17 protein-coding genes are annotated in these 23,023 nt (G+C 41.0%); all 17 read left to right on the top strand.

Going from position 1 to position 23,023, the window contains the following annotated elements; all coding sequences use genetic code 11:
• Positions 1-35: 35 nt before the first annotated feature.
• The 17 genes from ACESPO_RS12815 (at position 36) to ACESPO_RS12735 (ending at position 22,643) form a co-directional block, all read left to right on the top strand.
• On the top strand, positions 36-5,264 hold the full coding sequence (locus tag ACESPO_RS12815; RefSeq protein WP_499788963.1) for a SpaA isopeptide-forming pilin-related protein: 5,229 nt from the start codon (positions 36-38) through the stop codon (positions 5,262-5,264).
• A gap of 67 nt (positions 5,265-5,331) precedes the next feature.
• A complete protein-coding gene (locus ACESPO_RS12810; protein ID WP_499788962.1) occupies positions 5,332-5,523 on the top strand; it encodes a hypothetical protein in 192 nt (63 codons plus the stop codon).
• On the top strand, positions 5,524-6,087 hold the full coding sequence (locus ACESPO_RS12805) for a PcfB family protein (RefSeq protein WP_499788961.1): 564 nt from the start codon (positions 5,524-5,526) through the stop codon (positions 6,085-6,087). It abuts the gene before it with no gap.
• Positions 6,084-7,904, top strand: a complete 1,821-nt coding sequence (locus ACESPO_RS12800; RefSeq protein ID WP_499788960.1) for a VirD4-like conjugal transfer protein, CD1115 family — start codon at positions 6,084-6,086, stop codon at positions 7,902-7,904. Before ACESPO_RS12805 ends, ACESPO_RS12800 begins: the two co-directional genes overlap by 4 nt.
• A 324-nt stretch (positions 7,905-8,228) precedes the next feature.
• A complete protein-coding gene (locus ACESPO_RS12795) occupies positions 8,229-8,711 on the top strand; it encodes a helix-turn-helix domain-containing protein (protein WP_270196293.1) in 483 nt (160 codons plus the stop codon).
• Positions 8,712-9,019: 308 nt separating this feature from the next.
• Complete coding sequence (locus tag ACESPO_RS12790; protein WP_009268903.1) at positions 9,020-9,235, top strand: Maff2 family mobile element protein; 216 nt, start codon at positions 9,020-9,022, stop codon at positions 9,233-9,235.
• Positions 9,236-9,254: 19 nt separating this feature from the next.
• Positions 9,255-10,127 carry a VirB6/TrbL-like conjugal transfer protein, CD1112 family gene (locus ACESPO_RS12785; RefSeq protein WP_499788959.1) on the top strand — a complete coding sequence of 291 codons (873 nt, stop codon included), beginning with the start codon at positions 9,255-9,257 and terminating at the stop codon, positions 10,125-10,127.
• Between the two features lie 20 nt (positions 10,128-10,147).
• Entirely contained in the window at positions 10,148-10,552 is a 405-nt protein-coding gene (locus ACESPO_RS12780) for a PrgI family protein (protein ID WP_499788958.1), read from the top strand.
• Positions 10,521-12,938: a VirB4-like conjugal transfer ATPase, CD1110 family gene (locus ACESPO_RS12775; protein WP_499788957.1), complete on the top strand. Its 2,418-nt coding sequence runs from the start codon at positions 10,521-10,523 to the stop codon at positions 12,936-12,938. The genes ACESPO_RS12780 and ACESPO_RS12775 overlap by 32 nt, the downstream gene beginning before the upstream one ends.
• A gap of 1 nt (position 12,939) precedes the next feature.
• A complete protein-coding gene (locus tag ACESPO_RS12770) occupies positions 12,940-15,207 on the top strand; it encodes a C40 family peptidase (RefSeq protein WP_499788974.1) in 2,268 nt (755 codons plus the stop codon).
• A 19-nt stretch (positions 15,208-15,226) separates the two neighbouring features.
• Positions 15,227-15,535 (top strand): DUF4315 family protein, encoded by a 309-nt coding sequence (locus ACESPO_RS12765; RefSeq protein ID WP_016439433.1) that lies wholly within the window; start codon positions 15,227-15,229, stop codon positions 15,533-15,535.
• Positions 15,510-16,229 (top strand): DUF4366 domain-containing protein, encoded by a 720-nt coding sequence (locus ACESPO_RS12760; RefSeq protein WP_499788956.1) that lies wholly within the window; start codon positions 15,510-15,512, stop codon positions 16,227-16,229. Before ACESPO_RS12765 ends, ACESPO_RS12760 begins: the two co-directional genes overlap by 26 nt.
• 75 nt (positions 16,230-16,304) lie before the next feature.
• Positions 16,305-18,416 carry a DNA topoisomerase 3 gene (locus ACESPO_RS12755; RefSeq protein WP_499788955.1) on the top strand — a complete coding sequence of 704 codons (2,112 nt, stop codon included), beginning with the start codon at positions 16,305-16,307 and terminating at the stop codon, positions 18,414-18,416.
• A 15-nt stretch (positions 18,417-18,431) separates the two neighbouring features.
• The gene (locus tag ACESPO_RS12750; RefSeq protein WP_499788954.1) at positions 18,432-19,481 is read left to right on the top strand and encodes a DUF5688 family protein; all 1,050 of its coding nucleotides are present in this window, start codon (positions 18,432-18,434) and stop codon (positions 19,479-19,481) included.
• 90 nt (positions 19,482-19,571) lie between these two features.
• Positions 19,572-21,521, top strand: coding sequence for a YodL domain-containing protein (locus ACESPO_RS12745; RefSeq protein WP_499788953.1), 1,950 nt, complete (start codon positions 19,572-19,574; stop codon positions 21,519-21,521).
• Complete coding sequence (locus ACESPO_RS12740; RefSeq protein ID WP_499788952.1) at positions 21,518-21,778, top strand: hypothetical protein; 261 nt, start codon at positions 21,518-21,520, stop codon at positions 21,776-21,778. The genes ACESPO_RS12745 and ACESPO_RS12740 overlap by 4 nt, the downstream gene beginning before the upstream one ends.
• Complete coding sequence (locus ACESPO_RS12735; RefSeq protein WP_499788951.1) at positions 21,768-22,643, top strand: hypothetical protein; 876 nt, start codon at positions 21,768-21,770, stop codon at positions 22,641-22,643. Before ACESPO_RS12740 ends, ACESPO_RS12735 begins: the two co-directional genes overlap by 11 nt.
• Positions 22,644-23,023: the final 380 nt, after the last annotated feature.

Here is a 23,023-nt window from a genome sequence, read left to right as displayed (position 1 = left end):
AAATAAGATTCAGAAGAAAGGAAGGATTTAAGAACATGAAAGTGAAACAAAAAGCAAAGCGGGTTGTATCTGGATTGCTGACAGCGGTCACTCTTTTATCTACGGTGTTATCACCAATCAGCAGTTATGCTGCGGAGCTTCCGAAAGAAAGAAAACTCCCTCTTCTGGAAGAGGTACAAAACCAGCTAGATGAAGATGAAATTGTTTTGGCAAAGGATCATCGGGTGGAAGTGGGAACAAGTTTTGATGTAAAAACAGATTTTACAGGGTTAGAGATCAAGGACGCGGCAAAAGTAAAGATTACTTTTGAAGAAGCAAAGAATGAGCAGGGAGAGGATTTTACAACATCCCATGCAGATACCTATAAAACTGTTTATCATGTAGAACCGGTCAATCAGGAACATCCGAACTATCAGATCAGCAGAAATGTGGTCGTAAAGGAAATAGAAAAAGAGAGTGAAAGTCCTTCAGCAGATGCAGAACAATCCGAAACAAAAGAGACGGAAGAAGATGATACAGATTCAGAGAAGCCTTTAGAAGTTCCAGCAGAGACACCGGATGTATCAGAAGGAAATGCTGCTTTTGATGCTTTGGTAGAACAGATGACAGAGAAGGATACCTTTGATGAAGGATCGGGATTAGCATTACATGATGTAATGGAACAGGCTGCAAATCAGGGAGTGGATTTTGAGGCTATGGAAACCGGAGAAGTTGCGACTTTTTCAGCGACAGCGGCAAGAGATGCAGGTGTAGGATCTCAGCAGGTAACTATTGAAAAAGGTCCAATATACCGATATGCAGACTATGGGCTTGGAACATATCTTACAGAGCCGTATTATATTTCTTATGGAAGTGTAAGAGCAACTGCTTATTGTATCCAGCCGGCAAAGCCAGGTCCGGGTTCCAGTACCTATACCATCACAAAGCTGGCTGATAATCAGGCTCTTGCAAAGGTCTGCTATTACGGTACCGATGCGGCAGGTGCAGAAAGTTATTTTGCGAACAAGCACAGCGATTTTTCGGCTGGAAAGAGATTTATCCTTGTCCATATGGCGGCTGCTTATGCTTATGGCAGTAGTGATGCGTTCTATGGAACCAATGCAACAGGACAGGAATTAGCAATGGATGTTTATAACTATTGCGTGAAGAAACCAGAGATTCCGGATGTATCCATGTCATTTTCCGATGGGAATGTAAAAGCCTACGTGGAAGGAAATGTGCAGAGAACAAAGGAGATCATATTTCATGCTGCAGGACAGCAGAGTGTGACGATCAGTCTTCCATCCGGAGTGCGTTTTCACAACGTGAGTACAGGAAGCACCAGTACACCGGGAGCAAAGGTAACGATCCAGGGAGGCACAAAGTTTTATCTTTCAGCACCTCTGACACAGGCAGAAGATACCGCAGAAGTGTTCGCTTCCACTATGACAGGCGGTCTGAAAAAAGATTATTCTGCGTATAAGCTGACAACGAATTCCAATACCCAAGATCTTGCCTTTATCTTTGGGGAAGGCGTGGAAACAACAAATAAAGTAAGCCTGAATGTTACATGGACAAAGCAGGCGGAGATTTCCATTGTAAAGAATGATAAAGATACCGGGAACCATCTGGCAGGAGCCATTTATGGAGTTTATCGTGATAAGGCGTGTTCTGACCTGATCACGCAGATGCCGGAGACGGATAAGAATGGAGCTTCAAAGGTGGCTATCGAAAAAACACAGGATGTTGTGTATGTAAAAGAGATCCAGCCACCGGCAAATTATCAGGCAGATCCAACTGTTTATCCGGTAGATGTCAATATCGGTAAAACAAGTACAAAGAATGTTCTGAATGAACGTACTTATGCAAAGATCCATCTGATCAAAGAAGATGCACAAACAGGAGCAAATCCACAAGGAGATGCGACTTTAGAAGGTGCGGTGTATGGCCTTTATGCGAGAGAAAACATTGTACATCCGGATGGAACAACAGAAATTCTCCATAAAGCCGGTGATCTTGTATCTACCTTAAAAGTAGATCAGAAGGGAGATGCTGTGGTAAAAGACCTGTATCTTGGAAAATATTTTGTAAAAGAGATCCAGGCGCCGGAAGGATATCTGTTAGACGAGACAGAGCATGATGTGGAATGTTCTTATGAAGGTGGCACAGTTCCAACGATAGAACGTACTATGAAATCAACAGAACTTGTTATGAAACAGCCGTTCCAGATCATAAAAGCTGCGAACAATGGAGAAACGGATGCAGATCTGTTAAAAGGGGCAGGTTTCAGCGCTTACTTAAAGAGCAGCCTAGAGAAAAAAGAAGATGGAAGTTATGATTTTTCCCATGCAGAGCCAGTCATCCTTACAGCAGATGGTAAAACGGAAATGTTCACAGATGAGAAAGGGTATGCGTGCAGTATTCCGCTTCCATACGGAACGTATATTGTACGAGAAACAACCACGCCTCATAACTATAAACCGGTAGAGGATTTTGAGATTACCATCCGTGAAAACAATCCGGATAAACCGCAGGTTTGGAAGGTGCTGTTAGACAAAGAATTTTCCGCAAAGTTAAAGATCATCAAAAAAGATGATGAAACAAAGAAACCGGTGTTAGTAGCCGGCACAGAATTTAAAATTTATGATCTGGATCATAAGAAATATGTGGAACAGGTAACAACCTATCCTACGGTCACAGTCCATAAATCTTTCTTTACGGATAGCCAGGGATACCTGATCTTACCGAAAAACTTAGAGATCGGGCACTATCGTATTGAAGAAGTTACAGCACCGGATGGATATGTTGTGAACAAAAACTATGTAGAGATCACCGTGGATTCGGATACTGCCTATGAAGTAGATGGAGTAAGTGGAGATGTGATCATTGAAGTTTCCTATGAAGATCAGCCGGTAAAGGGAAATATTGTTGTGTATAAGAAAGGTGAGATGCTTTCCGATTTTGAGAACGACTTTATCTATAAAGAACAGTACCTTTCCGGGGCGGAATTTGAAGTGCGTGCGGCAGAGGATATCTGCACTCCGGATCATCAGAAAGATGCAGATGGAAACCGTATCGTATTTTATGCAAAGGATACGCTTGTGACAACGATCACAACGGGAGAAAGTGGAAAAGCTGTAGCAAAGGATCTGCCGCTTGGAAGATACTATGTAGTGGAAACAAAGGCACCGGAAGGATTTGTATTAAATCCGGAGCCGGTAAAGGTTGCATTAACTTATCAGGATCAGGATACACCGATCGTTGAAGCAGAAGCAATCGTAGGAAATGACAGACAGAAAGTCGCTATTTCCGTAGAAAAACAGGATACAGAAAATGGACAGGTATTATCCGGGGCTGTGTTTGGCATCTATAACAAGAAAGATATCCGGGCAAATGGAAAAGTTCTTGTGAAAGCAGATACCTTATTACAGGAAATGACATCCGATGAGAACGGTATGGCAACATGCACCCTGGATCTTCCATTTGGAGAATACTATGTAAAAGAATTAAAAGCGCCGGAAGGTTTTGTTTCTTCGGATGAGGTGCTGGAATTTGTTGCAGAGTATCAGGGACAGGAGACAAAGATTGTTTCCTTACAGGCCGTAAAGAAGAATGAACCGACTACAGCAGAGTTCACAAAGTCTGATCTGACCACAGGCGTAGAGCTGGAGGGCGCAAGATTGAAGGTCATGGATAAAGATGGAAATGTGATCGATGAATGGACATCTGAAAAGGATAAGCCACATGTGATCAAGAGTCTGGTTGTCGGAGAAACCTATACCCTTCATGAAGAGTTTGCTCCATACGGTTATCTGAAAGCAACGGATGTGACATTTACGGTCAAAGATACTGCCGAAGTACAGAAAGTGGAAATGAAGGATGAGGTTCCAAAAGGGCTTCTGATCATCAACAAAAAGGGAGAATTTTTAGAGAAGATCACTCTTCTGGATAATGTGAAAGGAACGGTAGAACATTTCTTTGAATATATCACAGGAAACTTAAGTGAAGTCACCTTTGAAGTCTATGCTGCAGAAGATATCAAGGCTGCGGATGGCGTAAGTGCAGATCATTATAAGAAAGATGAGCTGGTAGGCACGATCACAACCGATGAGAAGGGGATCGCAAAAATGGAAGACCTTCCGGTAGGAAAATATTATGTGAAGGAAGTGAAAACGGCACATGGTTTTGTACTGGATGGAGAGCCTAGATTTGTGGATCTGACCTATCGTGACCAGGATACACCGGTGGTTACTTTTGATGAAGAATGGCAGAACAACCGTCAGAAGATAAAAGTAACGGTCCTTAAAAAAGAAAAGGAAACAGAACGTATGCTGGAAGGTGCGATCTTCGGCTTATTTACAAAAGAAGATATCAAAGGCAGAGATGGAAAAGTCCTGATGGAAGCCGGAACGTTGATCGAGCAGAAAACAACGGATGAAAATGGACAGATCCTTTTCAAAGCAGATCTTCCAGTGGATGGGACCTATATCGTAAAAGAAATCTATGCACCGGATGGTTTTGTGACATCGAATGAAGAAAAGGAATTCACTTTTGAGTATGGAAAACCAGAAGAAGCTGAGGTTTCCTATGAGTTTGTTTTTGAAAATGAGCCGACAACGGTAGAACTTACGAAAACAGACCTTACCACAGGAAAAGAACTTCCGGGGGCTCATCTGAAGGTGACAGATGAAGACGGAAATGTAATCGATGAGTGGGTATCTACAGAGAAAGCCCATGTGATTAAGGAACTGACCGTTGGAAAATCCTATACGATGACAGAAACAAAACCGGCAGATGGATATGTAACTGCTGAGAGCATTACCTTTACAGTAGAAAATACTGCAGAAATCCAGAAACAGGAAATGAAAGATGATGTGACAAAAGTGTTGATCTCTAAACAGGATATCGCAGGAAAAGAACTTCCAGGTGCAAAGCTTACGATCTTAGATGAAGATGGAAAAGTGGTAGAAAGCTGGACATCTACAGAAGAGGCACATTATATAGAGATGCTTCCGATCGGAAAGTACACGCTCAGGGAAGAAACGGCACCGGAAGGTTATCTGGTTGCAAAGGATGTGGAATTTGAAGTAAAAGATACCGTTGAGGTGCAGAAGGTTGTTATGGTAGATGAGGAAAAACCAAAAGAAAGTACTCCGGAAGGGGGAAAACCTTCTAAAGATGCTCCAAAGACTGGGGATAACACCAACTTGCTGTTATGGCTGATCGTGCTTGGAATGAGCTTAAGTGGAGTGGTAGTCCTTGGAAGAAAAATAAAGAAGAAATAATGTAAGGGAAAGCGTTCATGGAAACCTGAGGGAATCTGTGAACGCTTTTTTTAGGAGGAACATGAGGATGGACAGGACAAGAGATAAGAATCTGATCGTAGAACCAAATGCAGCAATGCCGGGGAGAAAATACAGTGAAGAAAAACCCTGGTCTTGTAAATATTGCTATTGGTGGGGAGGGGGAAAAAAGAGCTGCATCGAGAAGCAGTGTTATTATTTGCTTCCCCCAAAGGATCAAGGGAAGAAAGGGAGTGGTTAATTGCAGGATGAAGTGAATGAAAAAATCATAGCTCTTTGTGTCCAGACAACCCGGATGAGTACCGGCGTGCTAAAGGCATCTATGAGAAAATTTCTGGATGGAATGAGCAGACAGAAACAGAAGCGGGTACAGGTGAAACAGGCTGTCAAAACGGGAAAAGCACAGGAAAAGGGCAGAGAAAAAGAAAGAAAAAGACAGGAGATGAAAAAGCCTCATGGAAAGCAGACCATAAAACAACTGATCGCACAGGGAGCACAGCTAACGAATATCCAGATCACGGATCAAAATATCAAGTCTTTTGACCGGGTAGCCCGGAAATATGGGATTGATTATAGTCTGAAAAAGGATTCCTATGTGGAACCGCCATTGTATCTGGTATTTTTTAAATCGAAAGATGTGGACGTGATGACGGCTGCTTTTAAAGAATATGCAGGCGTAGAGCTGAATCAGTCTAAAAAGAAAAAATCTTCTGTCCGAAAGAAACTACAGAAGACACAGGAGAGGAAAGCAAAACATCGTCAGAGAGTCAAAACGAAGCAGAAAGTCAGAGGGCAGGAACGATGATCCGGGAAAAGATGCAGAATATCCAGATGAAGAGAGTGGTGATATTAAGCATTCCGTATCTGATCATCTTCTATCTTGCAGATAAATGTTTTTGGCTATACCGCCATTGTATTGGTGACAGTATGATTGAGAAAATCGGTGTGATGCTGATGCATTTCCAACTGGCATTTACGAATTGGCTTCCAAGCTTTCATATGCAAGATCTGTTAGGAGGATTGGTGACCGCCCTTATCTTTCGGTTGATCTTGTATTATAAAGCGAAGAATGCGAAGAAGTTCCGTCATGGAGAAGAGTATGGATCGGCCAGATGGGGAAACCGGAAGGATATCGAGCCATTTGAAGATCCGGAGTTTGAAAATAACATCATTCTGACCGAAACAGAACGGCTTACGATGAACAGCAGGCCAAAGGCTCCAAAATATGCCAGAAACAAAAATGTTATTGTAATTGGTGGTTCAGGATCCGGTAAAACTAGATTTTACGTCAAACCCAATCTGATGCAGATGACAGATCATGTATCCTATGTGGTGACAGATCCAAAGGGAACGATCATTGTAGAATGCGGAAAGATGCTGGTAAATGGCGGCTATCGGATCAAGGTGCTGAATACGATCAATTTTAAAAAGTCCATGCACTATAATCCATTCCATTACATTCGCAGTGAAAAAGATATCTTAAAATTGGTAAATACCATCATAGCAAATACGAAAGGGGAAGGAGAAAAATCTACGGAGGATTTCTGGGTGAAAGCGGAACGTCTTCTGTACTCTGCCCTGATCGGCTATATCTGGTATGAAGCTCCGGAAGAAGAGCAGAACTTTTCTACTCTTCTGGAATTCTTCAATGCCAGTGAGACGAGAGAGGAAGATGAAGAATTTAAGAATGCGGTAGATGAACTGTTTGAAGAATTAGAGGCAGATAATCCGGAACACTTTGCAGTCAGGCAATATCGAAAATATAAGCTGGCTGCCGGGAAAACAGCAAAGTCGATCCTTATTTCCTGCGGCGCCAGACTTGCTCCATTTGATATCCAGGAACTTCGGGAGATTATGTCCTATGATGAGATGGAGCTGGATATGATCGGGGATCAGAAGACAGCAATGTTTGTCATTATCAGTGATACTGATGATACTTTCAACTTTGTGGTGGCGATCATGTACACACAGCTTTTTAATCTGCTCTGTGATAAAGCAGATGATGAGCATGGTGGAAGACTTCCGTACCATGTGCGATTACTGCTGGATGAGTTCAGTAATATTGGTCAGATCCCGAAATTTGATAAACTGATCGCAACGATTCGAAGCCGTGAGATCTCCGCCTCTATTATTTTACAGTCGCAGAGTCAGTTAAAAACCATTTATAAGGATGCTGCTGAAACCATCACGGGGAATTGCGATACCGTATTATTTCTTGGAGGAAAAGAAAGTTCCACGTTAAAGGAAATCTCGGAAACACTGGGAAAAGAGACCATCGATCTTTACAATACCTCTGATACCAGAGGAACAAGCCAGTCCTATGGTTTGAATTATCAGAAGACAGGGAAAGAATTGATGAGCCGGGATGAACTGGCTGTAATGGATGGAAATAAATGTATCTTACAGCTTCGAGGCGTACGGCCATTTCTTAGTAACAAATATGATATCACAAAGCATAAGAGATATAAGGAATTGTCGGATGCGGATAAAAGGAATGCGTTTGATGTGGAAAAATATCTGGAGCATAAACTGGTCTTTTCTCAGAATACAGAGTTTGAGATGTATGAAGTAAATGTAACAGAAGAGGATGTGAAAGAAGTGATAGAGGAAGAAGTAAACTAAAAAGAGTATCTTTTGGGTTAGAAATGTGATATTCTTTTATAAAAACAAATTTGAATTGAACTAAATTTCAAGTTGTGAAGGTGAAATGGCAATGTACCCTAATTTTTGGTTAATAATGTTTTGTGCTTTTATAGTTTTGCTGGAAGATATATCAGTAAAAAAAAGGAAATAGATAAAATGGGAAATTTAAATGTTGGAGAAGGGAATATTAGCCTCAATATAGGAATGCAAGAGGTTCTTGCGTCTGTTTTTTTGATATGCAAGAGGCACTTTCTTGAAAAAAACTTGGTTGAATTATAGACTGGAAACACGGAGGTGAAATACATGGATTTTGGAGAACAAATTAAAAGCATTCGTCAAAAAGAAAAATTGACACAAGAACAATTTGCTATGAAACTGAATGTGAGTAGACAAGCTGTTTCAAACTGGGAGAATAACAAAAATCTTCCAGATATAGGAATGCTTATTTTGATGTCTGATGTGTTTCAAATATCTCTGGATTATTTGATTAAAGGAGAAAATGAAATGAACAACATGACAGAAAAAGTAATCAAAGATGGAAGTGAAACCAGAAGAGCCAAGTATAATATGGTGTGCTCGATTATAGGCAGTTTCTTGATTTTAATTGGAATTATACTGCTTCTTGTGAAGGGACTGTCGGTAGAGTATATTGATGCACAAGGGGTGCTGCATGAGAATTTCTTTCTTGTCCCAATTGGATTTTTATGCGTGTTTAGTGGTTTGATTTCTTTTATTACAGTTGGTATAACTACAATTATCAGCAAATTTAAAAATAGGAACTCATAATTATAGTGCTATTTTCAAGGCAATTTTTTCTTGAATGTGGAAACTATTATTCACATGGATTGTCAAATTGAAGTGTAGTATTAAAAATTAAATAAAAAGTGTTAGAGCATGTAGATATCCATCTATGTGCTCTTTTTTTGCGTTTTTTTAAGAAAAAGTCCTGATGATCAGGCAGAAAGGAGAAGGAAGTGAAGATAAAAATAAGATCACCTTGCAAATAAAACAGGTAAAAAAGAGGTCTGAATAATAGGGAAAGGAGAGAGGAAACGCTGACAGACCATAGAAACAGCGTTTATTCAGAAAAGAATATGGGATTTTTTGGAAGTGCAATTACAATCTTACAGACATTAGTCGTAGCGATTGGTGCAGGTCTTGGTGTCTGGGGAGTCATCAACCTGATGGAAGGTTACGGAAATGATAATCCGGGTGCAAAATCACAGGGAATTAAGCAGCTTATGAGTGGCGGTGGTGTGATCCTGATCGGTACACAGTTGATTCCGCTTTTGAGTGGATTATTTGGTTAAAGGAAAGGAGTAGAGATCCATGTTCAATCAAATTTTTGATGCGATTGAGGAGTGGATGAGGGAACTTTTAACAGGTATGATCAATTCTAACCTGGACCGCATGTTTACGGATGTCAATCAGAAGACAAGTGAGATTGCGGGCCAGGTTGGACAGACGCCACAAGGATGGAATGGCAGTATCTTTAGTATGATCGAAGGACTGTCAAATTCAGTCATCATGCCGATTGCAGGTATCATCATAACCTTTGTACTGTGTTATGAACTGATCTCCATGCTGACAGAGCGAAATAATATGCATGATATTGATACATGGATGTTTTTTAAGTATTTTGTAAAAATGTGGATCGCCGTTTATCTGGTAAGCAATACGTTTACCATCACGATGGCAGTCTTTGATGTAGGACAAAGCGTCGTAAACTCGGCGGCAGGGCTGGTTTCCGGAGATACATCCATTGATATCAGCTCTGCGATCACAGATTTATCGGCTACATTGGAAAGCATGGAGATCGGAGAACTTGTGATATTGGCATTGGAAACTTTGCTCGTAAGTTTCTGTATGAAGATCATGTCTGTACTGATCACGGTTATCTTGTATGTCCGTATGATAGAAATTTACCTTTATACCTCAGTTGCACCGATCCCATTCGCAACGATGAGCAACAGAGAGTGGGGACAGATCGGAACGAATTATTTCAGAGGACTCTTTGCCCTGGCATTTCAGGCATTTCTGATGATGGTATGTGTTGCGATTTATGCAGTATTAGTGGCAGGCATCCAGTTTTCAGATAATCTGAGTTCCTCATTATTTGGTGTAATGGCATATACAGTGATCTTATGTTTCAGTCTGTTCAAGACAGGATCACTCAGTAAGTCAGTCTTTAATGCACATTAAAAAGAAAGGAAGTGAAACACATGGCGTATGTGAGTGTGCCGAAAGATTTAACAAAAGTAAAGAATAAAGTGGCATTTAATCTTACGAAAAGGCAACTGATCTGTATTAGTATTGGAGCAGCTATGGGAATTCCCTGTTATTTTCTCTTTAGAAATGCAATTGGGATCAATAATGCTGCAGTCCTTATGGTACTTATGATGCTGCCGGCCTTTTTGTTTGCCATGTATGAGAAAGATGGAATGCATCTGGAAGATGTATTGATGCATGTGATCCGGGTAAAATTTATCCGGCCATCTGTCAGAAAATATGAAACTGAAAACTATTATGAATTGGATCCGGATGGAGAAGATCAGGAAACTTTGAAAAAAGAAGAAAGGAAAGGGGGAAAAAGCGGTGGTAAGAAAAAGAAAAAGAGCCTCAAATAAAAAGACGAATGGAAAGAAGGATGTAAAGAAACTTACCGTTCAACAGACCATTGCCTATAAAGAAATGGGAAGGGATGGTATTTGCCGGGTGCAGGGAAATATCTATTCCAAATGTATCCGGTTTTACGATATCAACTATCAGTTAGCGCAGAATGAAGATAAGAATGCGATCTTTGAAAACTGGTGTGATTTCCTGAATTATTTTGACAGCAGCATCCATTTTCAGCTCAGTTTTATCAATCATAAGAGCAGCATGAAGGAGTTTGAGCAGGTGATCAAGATCAGTCCACAGGGAGATGCTTATGATGATATCCGTATGGAATATGCCAACATGCTGAAAAAACAGCTTGCAAGAGGAAACAATGGTTTGGTGAAAACGAAATACATCACCTTTTCCATTGAAGCGGAAAATATCCGGGAAGCAAAACCGAAGCTGGAGCGTATCGAATCCGATATCCTGAATAACTTTAAGATCCTTGGTGTGATGGCGTATCCTCTGAATGGGGAAGAACGATTACGGATTTTGTATGAAACCTTTAATCCGGATTCTACGGTGGATTTCCAGTTTGATTATGGTTCTATGATCAAAACTGGTTTAAATACAAAAGATTATGTAGCGCCTACCAGTTTTGTCTTTATGGAAGGGAAGACATTCCAGATGGGAAATACGATGGGGGCGGTTTCTTATTTACAGATCCTTGCTCCGGAGCTGACAGACAAGATGCTGGCAGAGTTTTTGGATATTGATAAGGACTTGATCGTAAATCTGCATATTCAGTCTGTGGATCAGATGAAGGCGATCAAGCTGGTAAAAAGTAAAGTAACGGATATCAACAGAATGAAAATTGAAGAGCAGAAAAAGGCAGTAAGAGCAGGGTACGATATGGATATCATTCCGTCGGATCTGAATACCTATGGAGGGGAAGCAAAACGGCTTTTGGAAGATCTGCAGTCACGAAATGAGCGTATGTTCCTTGTAACAGCGCTCTTTTTAAATACCGCAAAAAGCAAGCAGGAATTGGATAATGCGATTTTTCAGACAGCCGGTATTGCACAGAAATATAACTGTATGTTAAAGCGTTTGGATTATCAGCAGGAAGAAGGCTTGATGAGCAGCCTTCCCCTTGGAGTCAGCCATATTCCGATAAAAAGAGCGCTGACAACGACCAGTACAGCGATTTTTGTACCATTTACCACGCAGGAATTATTTATGGGCGGCGATTCTTTGTATTATGGACTGAACGCTACCAGCAATAACCTGATTATGGTAGATAGAAAGAAGTCGAAAAACCCTAATGGTCTGATCCTCGGTACGCCCGGATCAGGAAAATCCTTTGCAGCAAAAAGGGAAATGACAAACGTATTTTTTACGACCAATGATGACATTATCATTGGAGATCCGGAAGGTGAGTATTATCCATTGGTTCATGCTTTGGGAGGACAGGTCATCCATATTTCTCCAAACAGTAAGGATTACATCAATCCGATGGATATCAACATGAATTATTCTGAGGATGATAATCCGCTGGGAGTAAAATCTGACTTTATTTTATCCCTTTGTGAATTGATCATGGGAAGCCGGGATGGAATTGAAGCGGAAGAAAAGTCTGTCATTGACCGATGCCTTCCGCTTGTATATCAGAACTATTTTTCTGATCCGAAACCGGAAAATATGCCGATCCTTGGAGATCTGTATGATTGTCTCCGCAAACAGAAAGAACCTCAGGCACAGAGGATTGCCACAGCTCTGGAAATCTACGTCAACGGATCTTTGAAAGTGTTTAATCACCAGACGAATGTAGAGCTGAATAACAGGATTATCTGCTTTGATATCAAGGAGCTCGGAAAGCAGTTAAAAAAACTTGGAATGCTGATTATACAGGATCAGGTGTGGAACCGGGTGACTGTCAACCGTGGCGTAAAATCTACCTGGTACTATATCGATGAATTCCATCTCCTTCTGAAAGAAGAGCAGACGGCATCTTATTCGGTAGAGATCTTCAAGAGGTTTAGGAAGTGGGGCGGAATCCCGACTGGAATTACGCAGAATATAAAGGACCTCCTTTCCAGCCGGGAGATTGAAAATATTTTTGAAAACAGTGACTTTATTTTGATGTTAAATCAGGCTGCAGGTGACCGGCAGATTCTGGCAAAACAATTAAATATCTCACCGTATCAGTTGTCTTATGTTACGAATTCCGGGGAAGGAGAAGGACTTCTCTTTTATGGGACAACGATCATTCCGTTTAAGGATAAGTTTGATAAGTCCCTGAAGTTATATTCTCTGATGACAACAAAGCCTGAAGAAGTGGAACAAAGAGAAAAGGAAGGAGGCGGAAGTCTTGGCAGGGAAAGAACTGAAAGGAAGAGAGAAAGTTGTAAGTAAAATGACAAGAGACGGTCTGACGGAAGAAAATCTGGCAGATGGTTCCGTAAAAGATATCAGCCATAAAAGCCGGGGCAGACCGCCGGAAATGAAACAGGACTTTGTTTTTGACCGGGAAAAGAAAAAAGACAAGCTGTCAGATGGACAAGGCGAGGAACGGAATCTGCAAAAAAAGCAGATCCGAAAATCCTCTTTGCGAAAAGAAGCAGTATCCGAGGAATCTATTTTAGAAGAATACGTGTTAAACGGAGAGGAATTTGGGGAGAAAAACGTATTTGGAGAATCCCCCAAATACAAGAAAAAGTTTCGGGAACATGCGAAGATACCGGAAGATGATTCATTGACCGGACAGAAGAAAAAGATCCGGAAAAAGCAGATCCAGAAACAGATGAGAAAAGAGCAGAAAAAATACGGAAGGTTATGCTTTGATGATGAGGAAAATCAGATGGTAAAAGGCTCAGGGATGAAACCGGGCAGAACCATTGGCAGGTATGCGGTAAGGGATGCAATTTCAAAAGGAGTATCGGATCAGGAAGAAGAGGAACAGAATGTTTCGTCAGAGACAGTCCGGCTTGCAGAAAGAGGGACCGAAACAGCGATAAGAGGTCTGCGATATGCACAGATTCGGAGTCAGCGTGCAGATGTAAAAGCAAACCGGAGAGGATATCATCTGGATGAAACCGGAGAAAAGTTAAAATTTGGTATGAGTGACAGCATGGGGAAAGCAGGGGCGGAGGAAACGGCCAAAAAGTCGGAAGAGAAGAAAAGGGTTCTGAACCGCTTTTTCCAGAGAAAACGATATAAGGATGCCTATCGGGCTGCCAGAAAAGGGAAATCTGCAGGCAGTGCAGGCGGGGCGGCAACTGTTGCCGGCGTTGAGAATATAACCGTGAAAGCGAAGATCGTATTAAAAGAGATTGTAAAGCGGAATCGGGCTGTATTTTTCAGCGCCGGTATTTTTGTGCTTTTATTTCTGATCGTAGCAGTATCTTTGGGAAGCTGCAGCGCTTCCATACAAGGGGGCGGCTCTGTGATCAAGATCACCACATATCCGGGAACAGATGAAGATATCTATGCGGCTGAGAACTACTATGTTTCTTTGGAAACGGCTTTGAACCAGCAGATCAATGAGATGGAAACTACCCATCCGGACTATGATGAATACCAGTACAACGTAGGCGAGATCGCTCATAATCCGTATCATCTAATCTCCTATCTGACAGCAAAATATGGGGATTGGAAATTTGAAGATATCAAGGATGAATTACAGGCTTTATTTGAAGCACAGTACAGCTTGGATACAGAAAGCAAAACAGAAACCGTGACAGAAACGAAGACGGTACGGGTAGGGGAATCCTTAGGAAACGTAGTTACCAGCGGTTACTGTAATTGTTCCATCTGTTGTGGACAATGGTCAGGCGGTCCTACAGCGAGTGGCGTTTATCCAACCGCAAACCATACGATTGCGGTAGATGCTTCTGATCCATTTGTTCCGATGGGAACAAAGATTGTGATGAATGGCGTGGAATATACCGTAGAGGATACGGGAGCCTTTGCAAGATATGGGGTGCAGTTCGATGTTTACTATGATAATCATAGCGCAGCATCCGCACATGGTCATAAGACCTGGGAAGCGTCTATTGCGGATAGTAACGGAAGCAATGAAGTGACGGTAACGAATACAACAACGAAAAAGATCTTGTATGTAACCTTAGGGAATACAGGATTTGACGCAGTCGCAAGAGCCAATCTGAATGAGGAACAGATGATCCTATACAATGCTTTGAATACCACCTATGGAAACAGAAATTACTTGTGGGATATAGGAAATATCTCCACAGGCTCCGGTTCGGACGGAATGAGTTATGAGATACCGCCGGAAGCATTACAGGATGAAGAATTTGCCCGAATGATCCGGGAAGCTGAGAAATATCTGGGAGTCCCGTATGTATGGGGAGGATATTCTCCTTCTGGATTTGACTGTTCCGGATTTATATCCTATGTGATCAATCATTGTGGAAACGGATGGAATCTGGGAAGGCAGACCGCAGAGGGATTGCGAAACAGTTGTACGTTTGTTTCTCCGGGAGATGCAAAGCCGGGGGATCTGATCTTTTTCCAGGGAACGTACAGTACGCCAGGAGCAAGCCATGTGGGTATCTATGTGGGAAATAACATGATGATCCATTGTGGGGATCCGATCCATTATTCCAATATCGGTACAGCATACTGGCAGCAACATTTTATGTGTTTTGGCAGATTGCCATAAGAAAAGGAGAGTGAAAGATTTGAATAAAAAAATCAAGAAATATATGGAGGAGATCCATAAGACAGAACAGAAGATCGCTGATCTTCAGCAGTATCTCAAAGGACTTCATGCTGCTTTAAAACAGGAAGAAGATAATGAGATGATCAAAAGCATCCGTGGAATGAAATTAGACAGTCATGCCCTGCATGATCTTCTGAATGGAATCCAGGAAGGAACCGTAAAATTTCAGGTCAGCCAGGAGTCTGAGGAAGAAGGAACAGGCTCCTTTGTATTTACAGAAAAGAAAGAGGAGGGACATCCGTATGGTGAAATGGAAAAAACTGAATAAGAAAGTGGCAGGAGTATTGTTAGGCGTTATGGTGCTTTTTTCCGTATCCACAACAGCCTTTGCATATGTGGATCCGTCGGCAGAGACGACAAATACAGAAGCGGCACAGACGGAGGCGGTACAGAATAAAGAAACAGAAAAGCCGGCAGATAAGGGGGTTCTGCCGGAAAATAATACAACAGAGAAGAAAGAAGATGCTTTTACAGAACTGGGAAATGGGGAAGTCCAAGATGATATCCAGAATGGATCCAGTAAAGAATTTCTTACGATCACAACAAAGAATAACAATACCTTTTATCTTGTGATTGACCGTAGTTCTACCTCCCAGAATGTATATCTGTTATCTCAGGTAGATGAAAATGATCTGAAGGAATTTGTGGATCAGGAAAAAGAGACGGCAACTGTCACACCCACTCCGCAGGTAGTCATCGATGAAAATAAAACCGAAGAAACCGATAAAAAAGAAGAGATAGCAAAGCCAGAAAAAGAGAAGATGCCACAAGCGAATATGGGAGCAATGGCAGCAATCCTTATTCTTGCGTTAGGTGGAGTTGCAGCTTATTACTACTTCAAGATCTATAAGCCAAAGAAAGAGGAAGAAGAGGATTTTGAAGAGGAAGGACTGGAAACAAGTGACGGATTGGAGATCATCAATGAGGATGAATTTGAAGATCGGGAAGAAGAAAATGAATAAAAAATAAAAAAAATGAGTGGAACGCCCTGTATTTTTGGGGCGTTTCCTTTCGTTATATGAAGGAGGTAATAAGTTATGTATTTAGTAATTGCAGAAAAACCAAGCGTGTCCAAAGCGATTGCAGAAGTGATCGGGGCATCAAAAAAAGAAGAAGGGTATCTGGAAGGAAAGGGCTGCATTGTCAGTTGGTGTTTTGGCCATCTTGCAGAATATGTTCCACCAGATTCTTATGATGAAAGGTTCACCAGATGGCTGTATGAGGATCTTCCGATCATTCCAGAAGAATGGAAACTGGCAGTATCCAAAGATAAGAAAGAACAGTTCTATATTTTGAAAAGGCTGCTGAACCGCCCGGATATCGAGTTTGTAGTAAATGCCTGTGATGCCGGACGGGAAGGAGAACTGATCTTTAAGCATGTATATGATCTGTCTGGAAGTAAAAAGCCGGTCAAGAGATTATGGATCAGTTCTTTGGAAAGCTCTTCGATCTTAGAAGGGATGGGACATCTGAAAGCCGGAGAATCCTATCATAATCTGGCAGAAGCGGCGGTTTGCCGAGCACAGGCAGACTGGCTTGTCGGCATGAATGCGACAAGAGCTTACACAACAAAATATTTTAAAAAGCTGGCAGTTGGACGCGTGCAGACGCCGACACTTTCCATGCTTGTCGAAAGACAGAAGCAGATCTCCGGTTTCAAAAAAGAAAAATATTTTAATGTGGTTTTGGATTGTGATGGACTGATCGCAGAGAAGAAGAAAATCTTCGATGTGGAAGAAGCAGAAAGAGTGTGGAAAACCTGTCAGGGCAGTGATGCGATTGTGGAAAAGGTGGAGTCAAAGGAAAAGACGGTAAAACCGCCGAAACTGTATGATCTGACAACACTGCAGAGAGAGGCAAACCGTATTTATGGAATGACTGCTCAGCAGACATTAAATGCGGCACAAAGCCTATATGAGCAGAAGTTGATCACTTATCCGCGAACAGACAGCCAGTATTTGACAAGTGATATGGAAGAAACAGCGAAACAAGTGATCCGTAAGATCCATGAGAAATATCAATTGCTGGGACCGTTTGACCAGCCCAAAACACCGGAGGTAAAGAAGGTGCTGAATGACAAGAAAGTATCGGATCATCATGCAATCATTCCTACAGTAGAACTTGCAGAATTTGACTTCTCTAAGTTAAGAGACTGGGAACAAAAGATTTTATTCCTGATCGCAGTACATACCGTAGAAGCAATGGAAGAAGATCATGTATTCATGGAGACAGAGGTGGAAGTACGATGTCAGGATGAAATTTTTAAAGCAAAAGGAAAAGTGGTCAAACAGATTGGGTGGAAGTTGTATGAGGAATGCTTTAAGAATGAGGATGGACTTGCTATAGAAAACCCGGCGGATGCAGGGAAGGACCGCATTCCAAAAGTAGAAGCAGATCATAAGTTTTACAACGTATCCGCAGCGAAGACGGAACATTTTACAGCACCACCGAAACCGTATAGTGAGGATACCCTGCTTGCAGCTATGGAGACCGCAGGAAATAAAGAATTTGAGGAAGATACCGAAAAGAAAGGGCTGGGCACTCCGGCAACAAGAGCAGGGATCATAGAAAAACTGATCGCTTCCCAGTATGCGGTACGAAAAGGCAAACAGATCCTTCCAACAGAAGACGGAAAGGTATTGATCGATATTTTACCGGATTTCTTGAAGTCTGCCACCATGACAGCCGAATGGGAAAACCAACTGTTAGAGATGGAGCAGGGAAAGATGGCTTCGGGGCAGTTTATGACAGGTATCGAAAAGCTGCTTTCCATGATGCTGAATCATTGTGACTCCATTCCGGAAGAAGAGACGCGAAGGTTCCAGAAAAAAGAGAGCGTGGGAACCTGTCCGGTCTGTGGCGGTCTGGTCTATGAAGGAAAGAAAAATTTCTATTGCGGTAACCGTGAATGTAATTTTTGTCTCTGGAAAGAAAACAAGTATTTACAGAGTATGGAAAAGGATATGGATGCCAGGATGGCTGCTGAGCTTCTGAAGAATGGAAGTGTTCATGTGAAGGATCTGTATTCCAGAAAGAAAGATCTGTATTTTGAAGCAGAACTGCATATGGAAGCCGATGAAAACGGGAGAGTGACATTTTCCTTATCTTTCCCGGAAAGAAAAACAACGAAGAAAAATAAGAGAAAATAGAAGGAGGAATAGATTATGGATTTTAATCAGTTTGTTGACGAAGTAAAAGGAGGAATCAAGTTATTTCTTCCAAGAGAGTACGAAAATGCACAGGTAAGAATCGAAGAAGTGAGGAAATTAAATGAGAATTATCTCGGAATCACGGTCTTAAAAGAAAATCAGATCATGGCGCCGACCTTTAATTTGAATCAGTTATATGAAATGTATCAGTCAAACCCAGAAGTCTCTATGGAAAGCATTATGAAAAATATTACAGGAGTGATGCTTGATTCACCGAAACAGTTTGATCTTAAGAATATCACAGAATATGAGAATGCAAAAGATAAGCTGTTCATCCGTGTGTCCTCAGCAGAAAGAAATCAAGAAATACTTCAGAAGGTACCTCACCAAATAAAGGAAGATTTGGCAATTACATATCATCTTGCTATCAGTGTTGATGATATAGGAAGAGGTTCTACGACAATCACAAATGATATGTTAACGCATTATGGCATTAGTGAGAAACAACTTCATGCAGATGCAATGAAAAATAGTCCGAAAATAATGCCTTTGTATGTGGATGCTATGAAAAATATTATTGCCCAGATAATTGTGGGTGAGGACAAACCAGTTATGAAAGATAAAGATTTAAAGGATATGAAAGAGGTGATTTCGGAAGGATTGAAAGAAGGTGAACCGATGTTTGTGATTACAAATCAGCAGACAATGGATGGAGCAAGTGCTATTTTTTATCCGGAAGTAATGAAACAACTAGGGGAATGCTTTCAAGGAGACTTTTTTATTTTACCATCGTCCATTCACGAAACTATCGTTCTTCCGGATAAAGGGGATTTTGATTATTTATCTTTGAAAAGTATGGTTCAAGAGATAAATATCAATCAAGTTCTTAAAGAAGAGCAGCTTACGAGCGATGTATATCATTATGACGCAAAACAACGTGTGTTTGAAAGAGCTGATAAATTTGAAAAACGCCAGAAGGTAATCCAAATGAATAAGAATGAGAAAGTTGGAAGAGAACAAAAGATGGAACATCCAAAACCAAAGAAACATGATATGGAATTATAGAAGTGTAGAGTCCGTATAAAAATAAGATGGGAATCCCTCATACACACAGGCTGTATGGGGGGTTTTTTTAAGGAGAAAGAGAGGAAATGAATGAGCGAAGAATTAACGAAAACAAAATTACTTCCCATACAGGGGAAAGATATGGACAGTATCATGCAAAACCTGGAAACAGGAGTTACAGAATTATTTACCAGTGAACGTTATCAGGAATATTTGAAAACAATGTCAAAATTTCATAATTATTCTTTTAATAATACGCTGTTGATCGCCATGCAAAGACCGGATGCCACTTTAGTAACTGGATATCGAAACTGGCAGTCTATGGGCAGACAGGTAAAAAAAGGGGAGAAGGGAATTACCATTATCGCACCGACGCCGATCAAAAGGAAAAAGGAGCAGGCAGTATTGGATCAGGATCAGAAACCGGTGATCGGTCCGGATGGAAAACCAAAAACAGAAGAGGTAGAGGTCACACTTCCTTGTTTTAAGGCGATCACAGTATTTGATATTGAACAGACCACGGGAGAACCGATCCAGACACTTGCTCCTGAAATCCTGACAGCGACAGTAGAAGATTATGATTTATTCCTGCAAGCAATCCGGGAAATCTCACCAGTACCGATACGATTCGATGCGATCGAAGGATCTGCAAACGGTTATTATCACAACCTGGATAAAGAAATCGTGATCAAAAAAGATATGAGCCAGAGCCAGACTTTAAAAACAGCAATCCATGAAACCGCACATGCAAGGTTACATGACAAGGAGATCATGGAAAGCCAGGGCATTGAGAAGGACCGGCTAACAAAAGAAGTGGAAGCAGAATCAGTCGCATATTGTGTGTGTTCTGCCTTTGAACTGGATACGTCAGAATACAGTTTTCCGTATATTGCAGGTTGGAGCAGTGGAAAAGAAATGAGAGAACTGAAAGCCTCTATGGATGTGATCCGTAAGACAGCCGGAGAAATGATCGATGAACTGACAGGAAAAATAGAAATGATGCTGGAACAGAAACAAGAGAAATTACTTGCTGCAGTAGAAGCTGCCGGATACCGTTTTGTAAAAGAAGAAAGCAATCCCCAACATCTGCAGTTTATTTCGGACGGCACTCATAGGATGCAGGGACATTTATTTGCAAAATCCTGGAATGAAGTGGAACGATGGGTAGAAGCAATTATAGAAAAAGGAGATTCGATTCAGAAAGAACGTGTAGAGCGAGTAATATATCCAGAACGGTTTGAACAGAGTTTTGAAGAAATGATGTTTACAAGAAAAGAATGCAGGCTCTCAATTTATCATTTAGATGAAAATGGACCTGGAAGAGATCAATTATTTGTGGGAATGGAAGACCTGCAGGAAAAAGGAATCACGGTAACTGTTGATCAGTATCGATGTATTTATTCCAGCTTGTATCTGCCAGATGAAGATATGAATGCGGTTTACAGTATTTTTAATGATGATCCACCGGCAGATTATAAGGCACACTCCCTGTCTGTCAGTGATGTTGTGATTATGAATCAGAATGGGGAGATGAAGGCATATTTTGTAGACCGCTTTGGATTCCAGGAACTTCCGGATTTTGTGGAAGAGAGAAAAAAGATACTTGGAATGGAAAGTGATATTCAGAAGAAGGATATTTTAGAACAAACGAGCTGTATCAGCTTTTATGCGGCAGAATGTTCAGAGTTTCCGGTATTAGGAGAAGTTCATCATGATCTTAGTCTGCCGGAAGCCTTAGAAGCGTATGAGAAGATACCTGCAGAACGAATGAATGGAATAAAATCTGTTGGATTTAACTTGCAGGAAGGCAGTGATTATGACGGAATGATGGATCTGATGGTTGCCGGAAAATCACAAAGAGAGATTTTAGATTCCATACCATTTTACAGGGAGAATAAGTTGGTGCAGGAAGCCCTGAAACGTGTAGAACAATATATCGAAGAAAAGCCTCTGAATGTAGAGAAAACCAGACCAAAAGAAGAAAAAGGAGAGATACAGAAAACCAAATCTCAAAAAAGAAGGGAGGATATGAGCTTATGAGTAAAGTAACATTTGAAGAAGATGAATTGGCGGTTGTGGCTCTTTTCCAGGAAAACACTAGAAAAGATACGATAGATATTTTGAAAGACACTTTAGAGGCATTGGAAGAAACGAAAGAAGATCCGTTGGAAGACGATCTGCTGGAAACGATTGCATCTGCGATCAGTAAGTTACAGATGATCGAAGATAAATATTATTATTCCCTGGATCTGAATCGTTATCTGAATAACCTGGAGGATGACGGCTATGAAGAATAATCAGTTTGCAGTTTATCGTGTGGATCGCCATTCAGATGGGAGAGTGCTTTGGCATCTTTCCTATCAGGAAGCGGTGAGTAAGAAACTACCAATAAGGATCGAACATTACCGGCAGATGGATATCAGACCATTATTACCAGGAGAGACGGTAATTGCTTTATGGAAGCGTATGAAAGAGTCCTGCGAAGTCAGTGACGTGCTTGTATTGAACCAGAATGGAGAAATACATTGCTATTATGTCAATGAAGATTATCCGCAGCTTTTATCAGGTTTCATTCGATTAAACCCTTCCGGCACATTGGTTACGCTGGATACAGAAAACTACCATATTAGTGGAAAGCCGGGAAATTGGATGGCTACGGATGATATCATTATTGATGGGAAACAGTTTTACCTTATGGAGCATCAAGAATATCACAGGCAGGTTGCCTATATCATTTTAGATAATTATGGGAAGATGATCATGGAGGAATGTCGGAATGGATTCGATGAAGAAACCAAACAGAAACTTCATGAACTTATGAAGCATCCGGAACAAAAGGAAAAGGAGCATCAAAAACATAAAGACAGGCTGGAACATTATCAGAAATTTTTTGAGAATGGCACTTATGAGAGAAGATGGGAATCCGGAATAGAAGGAAATTATAATATGGTGGACGGCCAGGTGAACAATCTGAAAAATACAGAAGAAAAAAAGGGGGAAAGGAAACTGGCACAGAAACCAAAAGGATTAACAAAAAAGAAACCAAAGAAAAAAGAGTCAGTAATCAAGAGATTGCGGGAAAAACAGATTGCGATTGCTGTGAAATCTGGAAAACCGATACCGAGATATTTGGAACAGGATATGGAAAGGAGGAGAGGATAAATCGTTTTGAAACGGAACACTCTGAAGGATACTGTGTTGATGGGAGCATTTGTGATGGTTTTTACATTTTTGTTTGATGTAATTAATCCTTTTCATTTTGGATAAGAAAATTCTAGTTTATCCGAAAGATACGCTCAAAATTTCATAAATCGATGGAGTGGTTGTTTATGGTGACGGTCATAAGATATATCGCCACGCCCGCTTGTGGGTGAGGCGACACAAGAAACTGGAAACAATAACCTCAAAGTACAAAATATTCCGTATTTATGCGGTGTATTTATATTTTTAAGGGTGCGAGATAAAGTGTATCAATCTTACATGGAAAAACTGAATTTTTAAGATACAGGACAGTTGATTTTTGATTGACTTCCCTGTATAAA

This window comes from Coprococcus sp. HPP0074, assembly GCF_964238105.1.
Classification (GTDB): Bacteria; Bacillota; Clostridia; order Lachnospirales; family Lachnospiraceae; genus Faecalimonas; species Faecalimonas umbilicata.
The sequence above is the reverse complement of the archived record's forward strand: the minus strand, read 5'-3'. Positions and strand labels throughout refer to the sequence as shown.

Bases quoted from the DNA above. Each gene is read 5' to 3' on its own strand.
- ACESPO_RS12790 (WP_009268903.1), top strand. From the start codon at position 9,020: ATGGGATTTTTTGGAAGTGCAATTACAATCTTACAGACATTAGTCGTA.
- ACESPO_RS12740 (WP_499788952.1), top strand. From the start codon at position 21,518: ATGAGTAAAGTAACATTTGAAGAAGATGAATTGGCGGTTGTGGCTCTT.
- ACESPO_RS12770 (WP_499788974.1), top strand. From the start codon at position 12,940: ATGACAAGAGACGGTCTGACGGAAGAAAATCTGGCAGATGGTTCCGTA.
- ACESPO_RS12810 (WP_499788962.1), top strand. From the start codon at position 5,332: ATGGACAGGACAAGAGATAAGAATCTGATCGTAGAACCAAATGCAGCA.
- ACESPO_RS12815 (WP_499788963.1), top strand. From the start codon at position 36: ATGAAAGTGAAACAAAAAGCAAAGCGGGTTGTATCTGGATTGCTGACA.
- ACESPO_RS12735 (WP_499788951.1), top strand. From the start codon at position 21,768: ATGAAGAATAATCAGTTTGCAGTTTATCGTGTGGATCGCCATTCAGAT.
- ACESPO_RS12780 (WP_499788958.1), top strand. From the start codon at position 10,148: ATGGCGTATGTGAGTGTGCCGAAAGATTTAACAAAAGTAAAGAATAAA.
- ACESPO_RS12785 (WP_499788959.1), top strand. From the start codon at position 9,255: ATGTTCAATCAAATTTTTGATGCGATTGAGGAGTGGATGAGGGAACTT.
- ACESPO_RS12750 (WP_499788954.1), top strand. From the start codon at position 18,432: ATGGATTTTAATCAGTTTGTTGACGAAGTAAAAGGAGGAATCAAGTTA.
- ACESPO_RS12745 (WP_499788953.1), top strand. From the start codon at position 19,572: ATGAGCGAAGAATTAACGAAAACAAAATTACTTCCCATACAGGGGAAA.
- ACESPO_RS12795 (WP_270196293.1), top strand. From the start codon at position 8,229: ATGGATTTTGGAGAACAAATTAAAAGCATTCGTCAAAAAGAAAAATTG.
- ACESPO_RS12760 (WP_499788956.1), top strand. From the start codon at position 15,510: ATGGTGAAATGGAAAAAACTGAATAAGAAAGTGGCAGGAGTATTGTTA.
- ACESPO_RS12800 (WP_499788960.1), top strand. From the start codon at position 6,084: ATGATCCGGGAAAAGATGCAGAATATCCAGATGAAGAGAGTGGTGATA.
- ACESPO_RS12755 (WP_499788955.1), top strand. From the start codon at position 16,305: ATGTATTTAGTAATTGCAGAAAAACCAAGCGTGTCCAAAGCGATTGCA.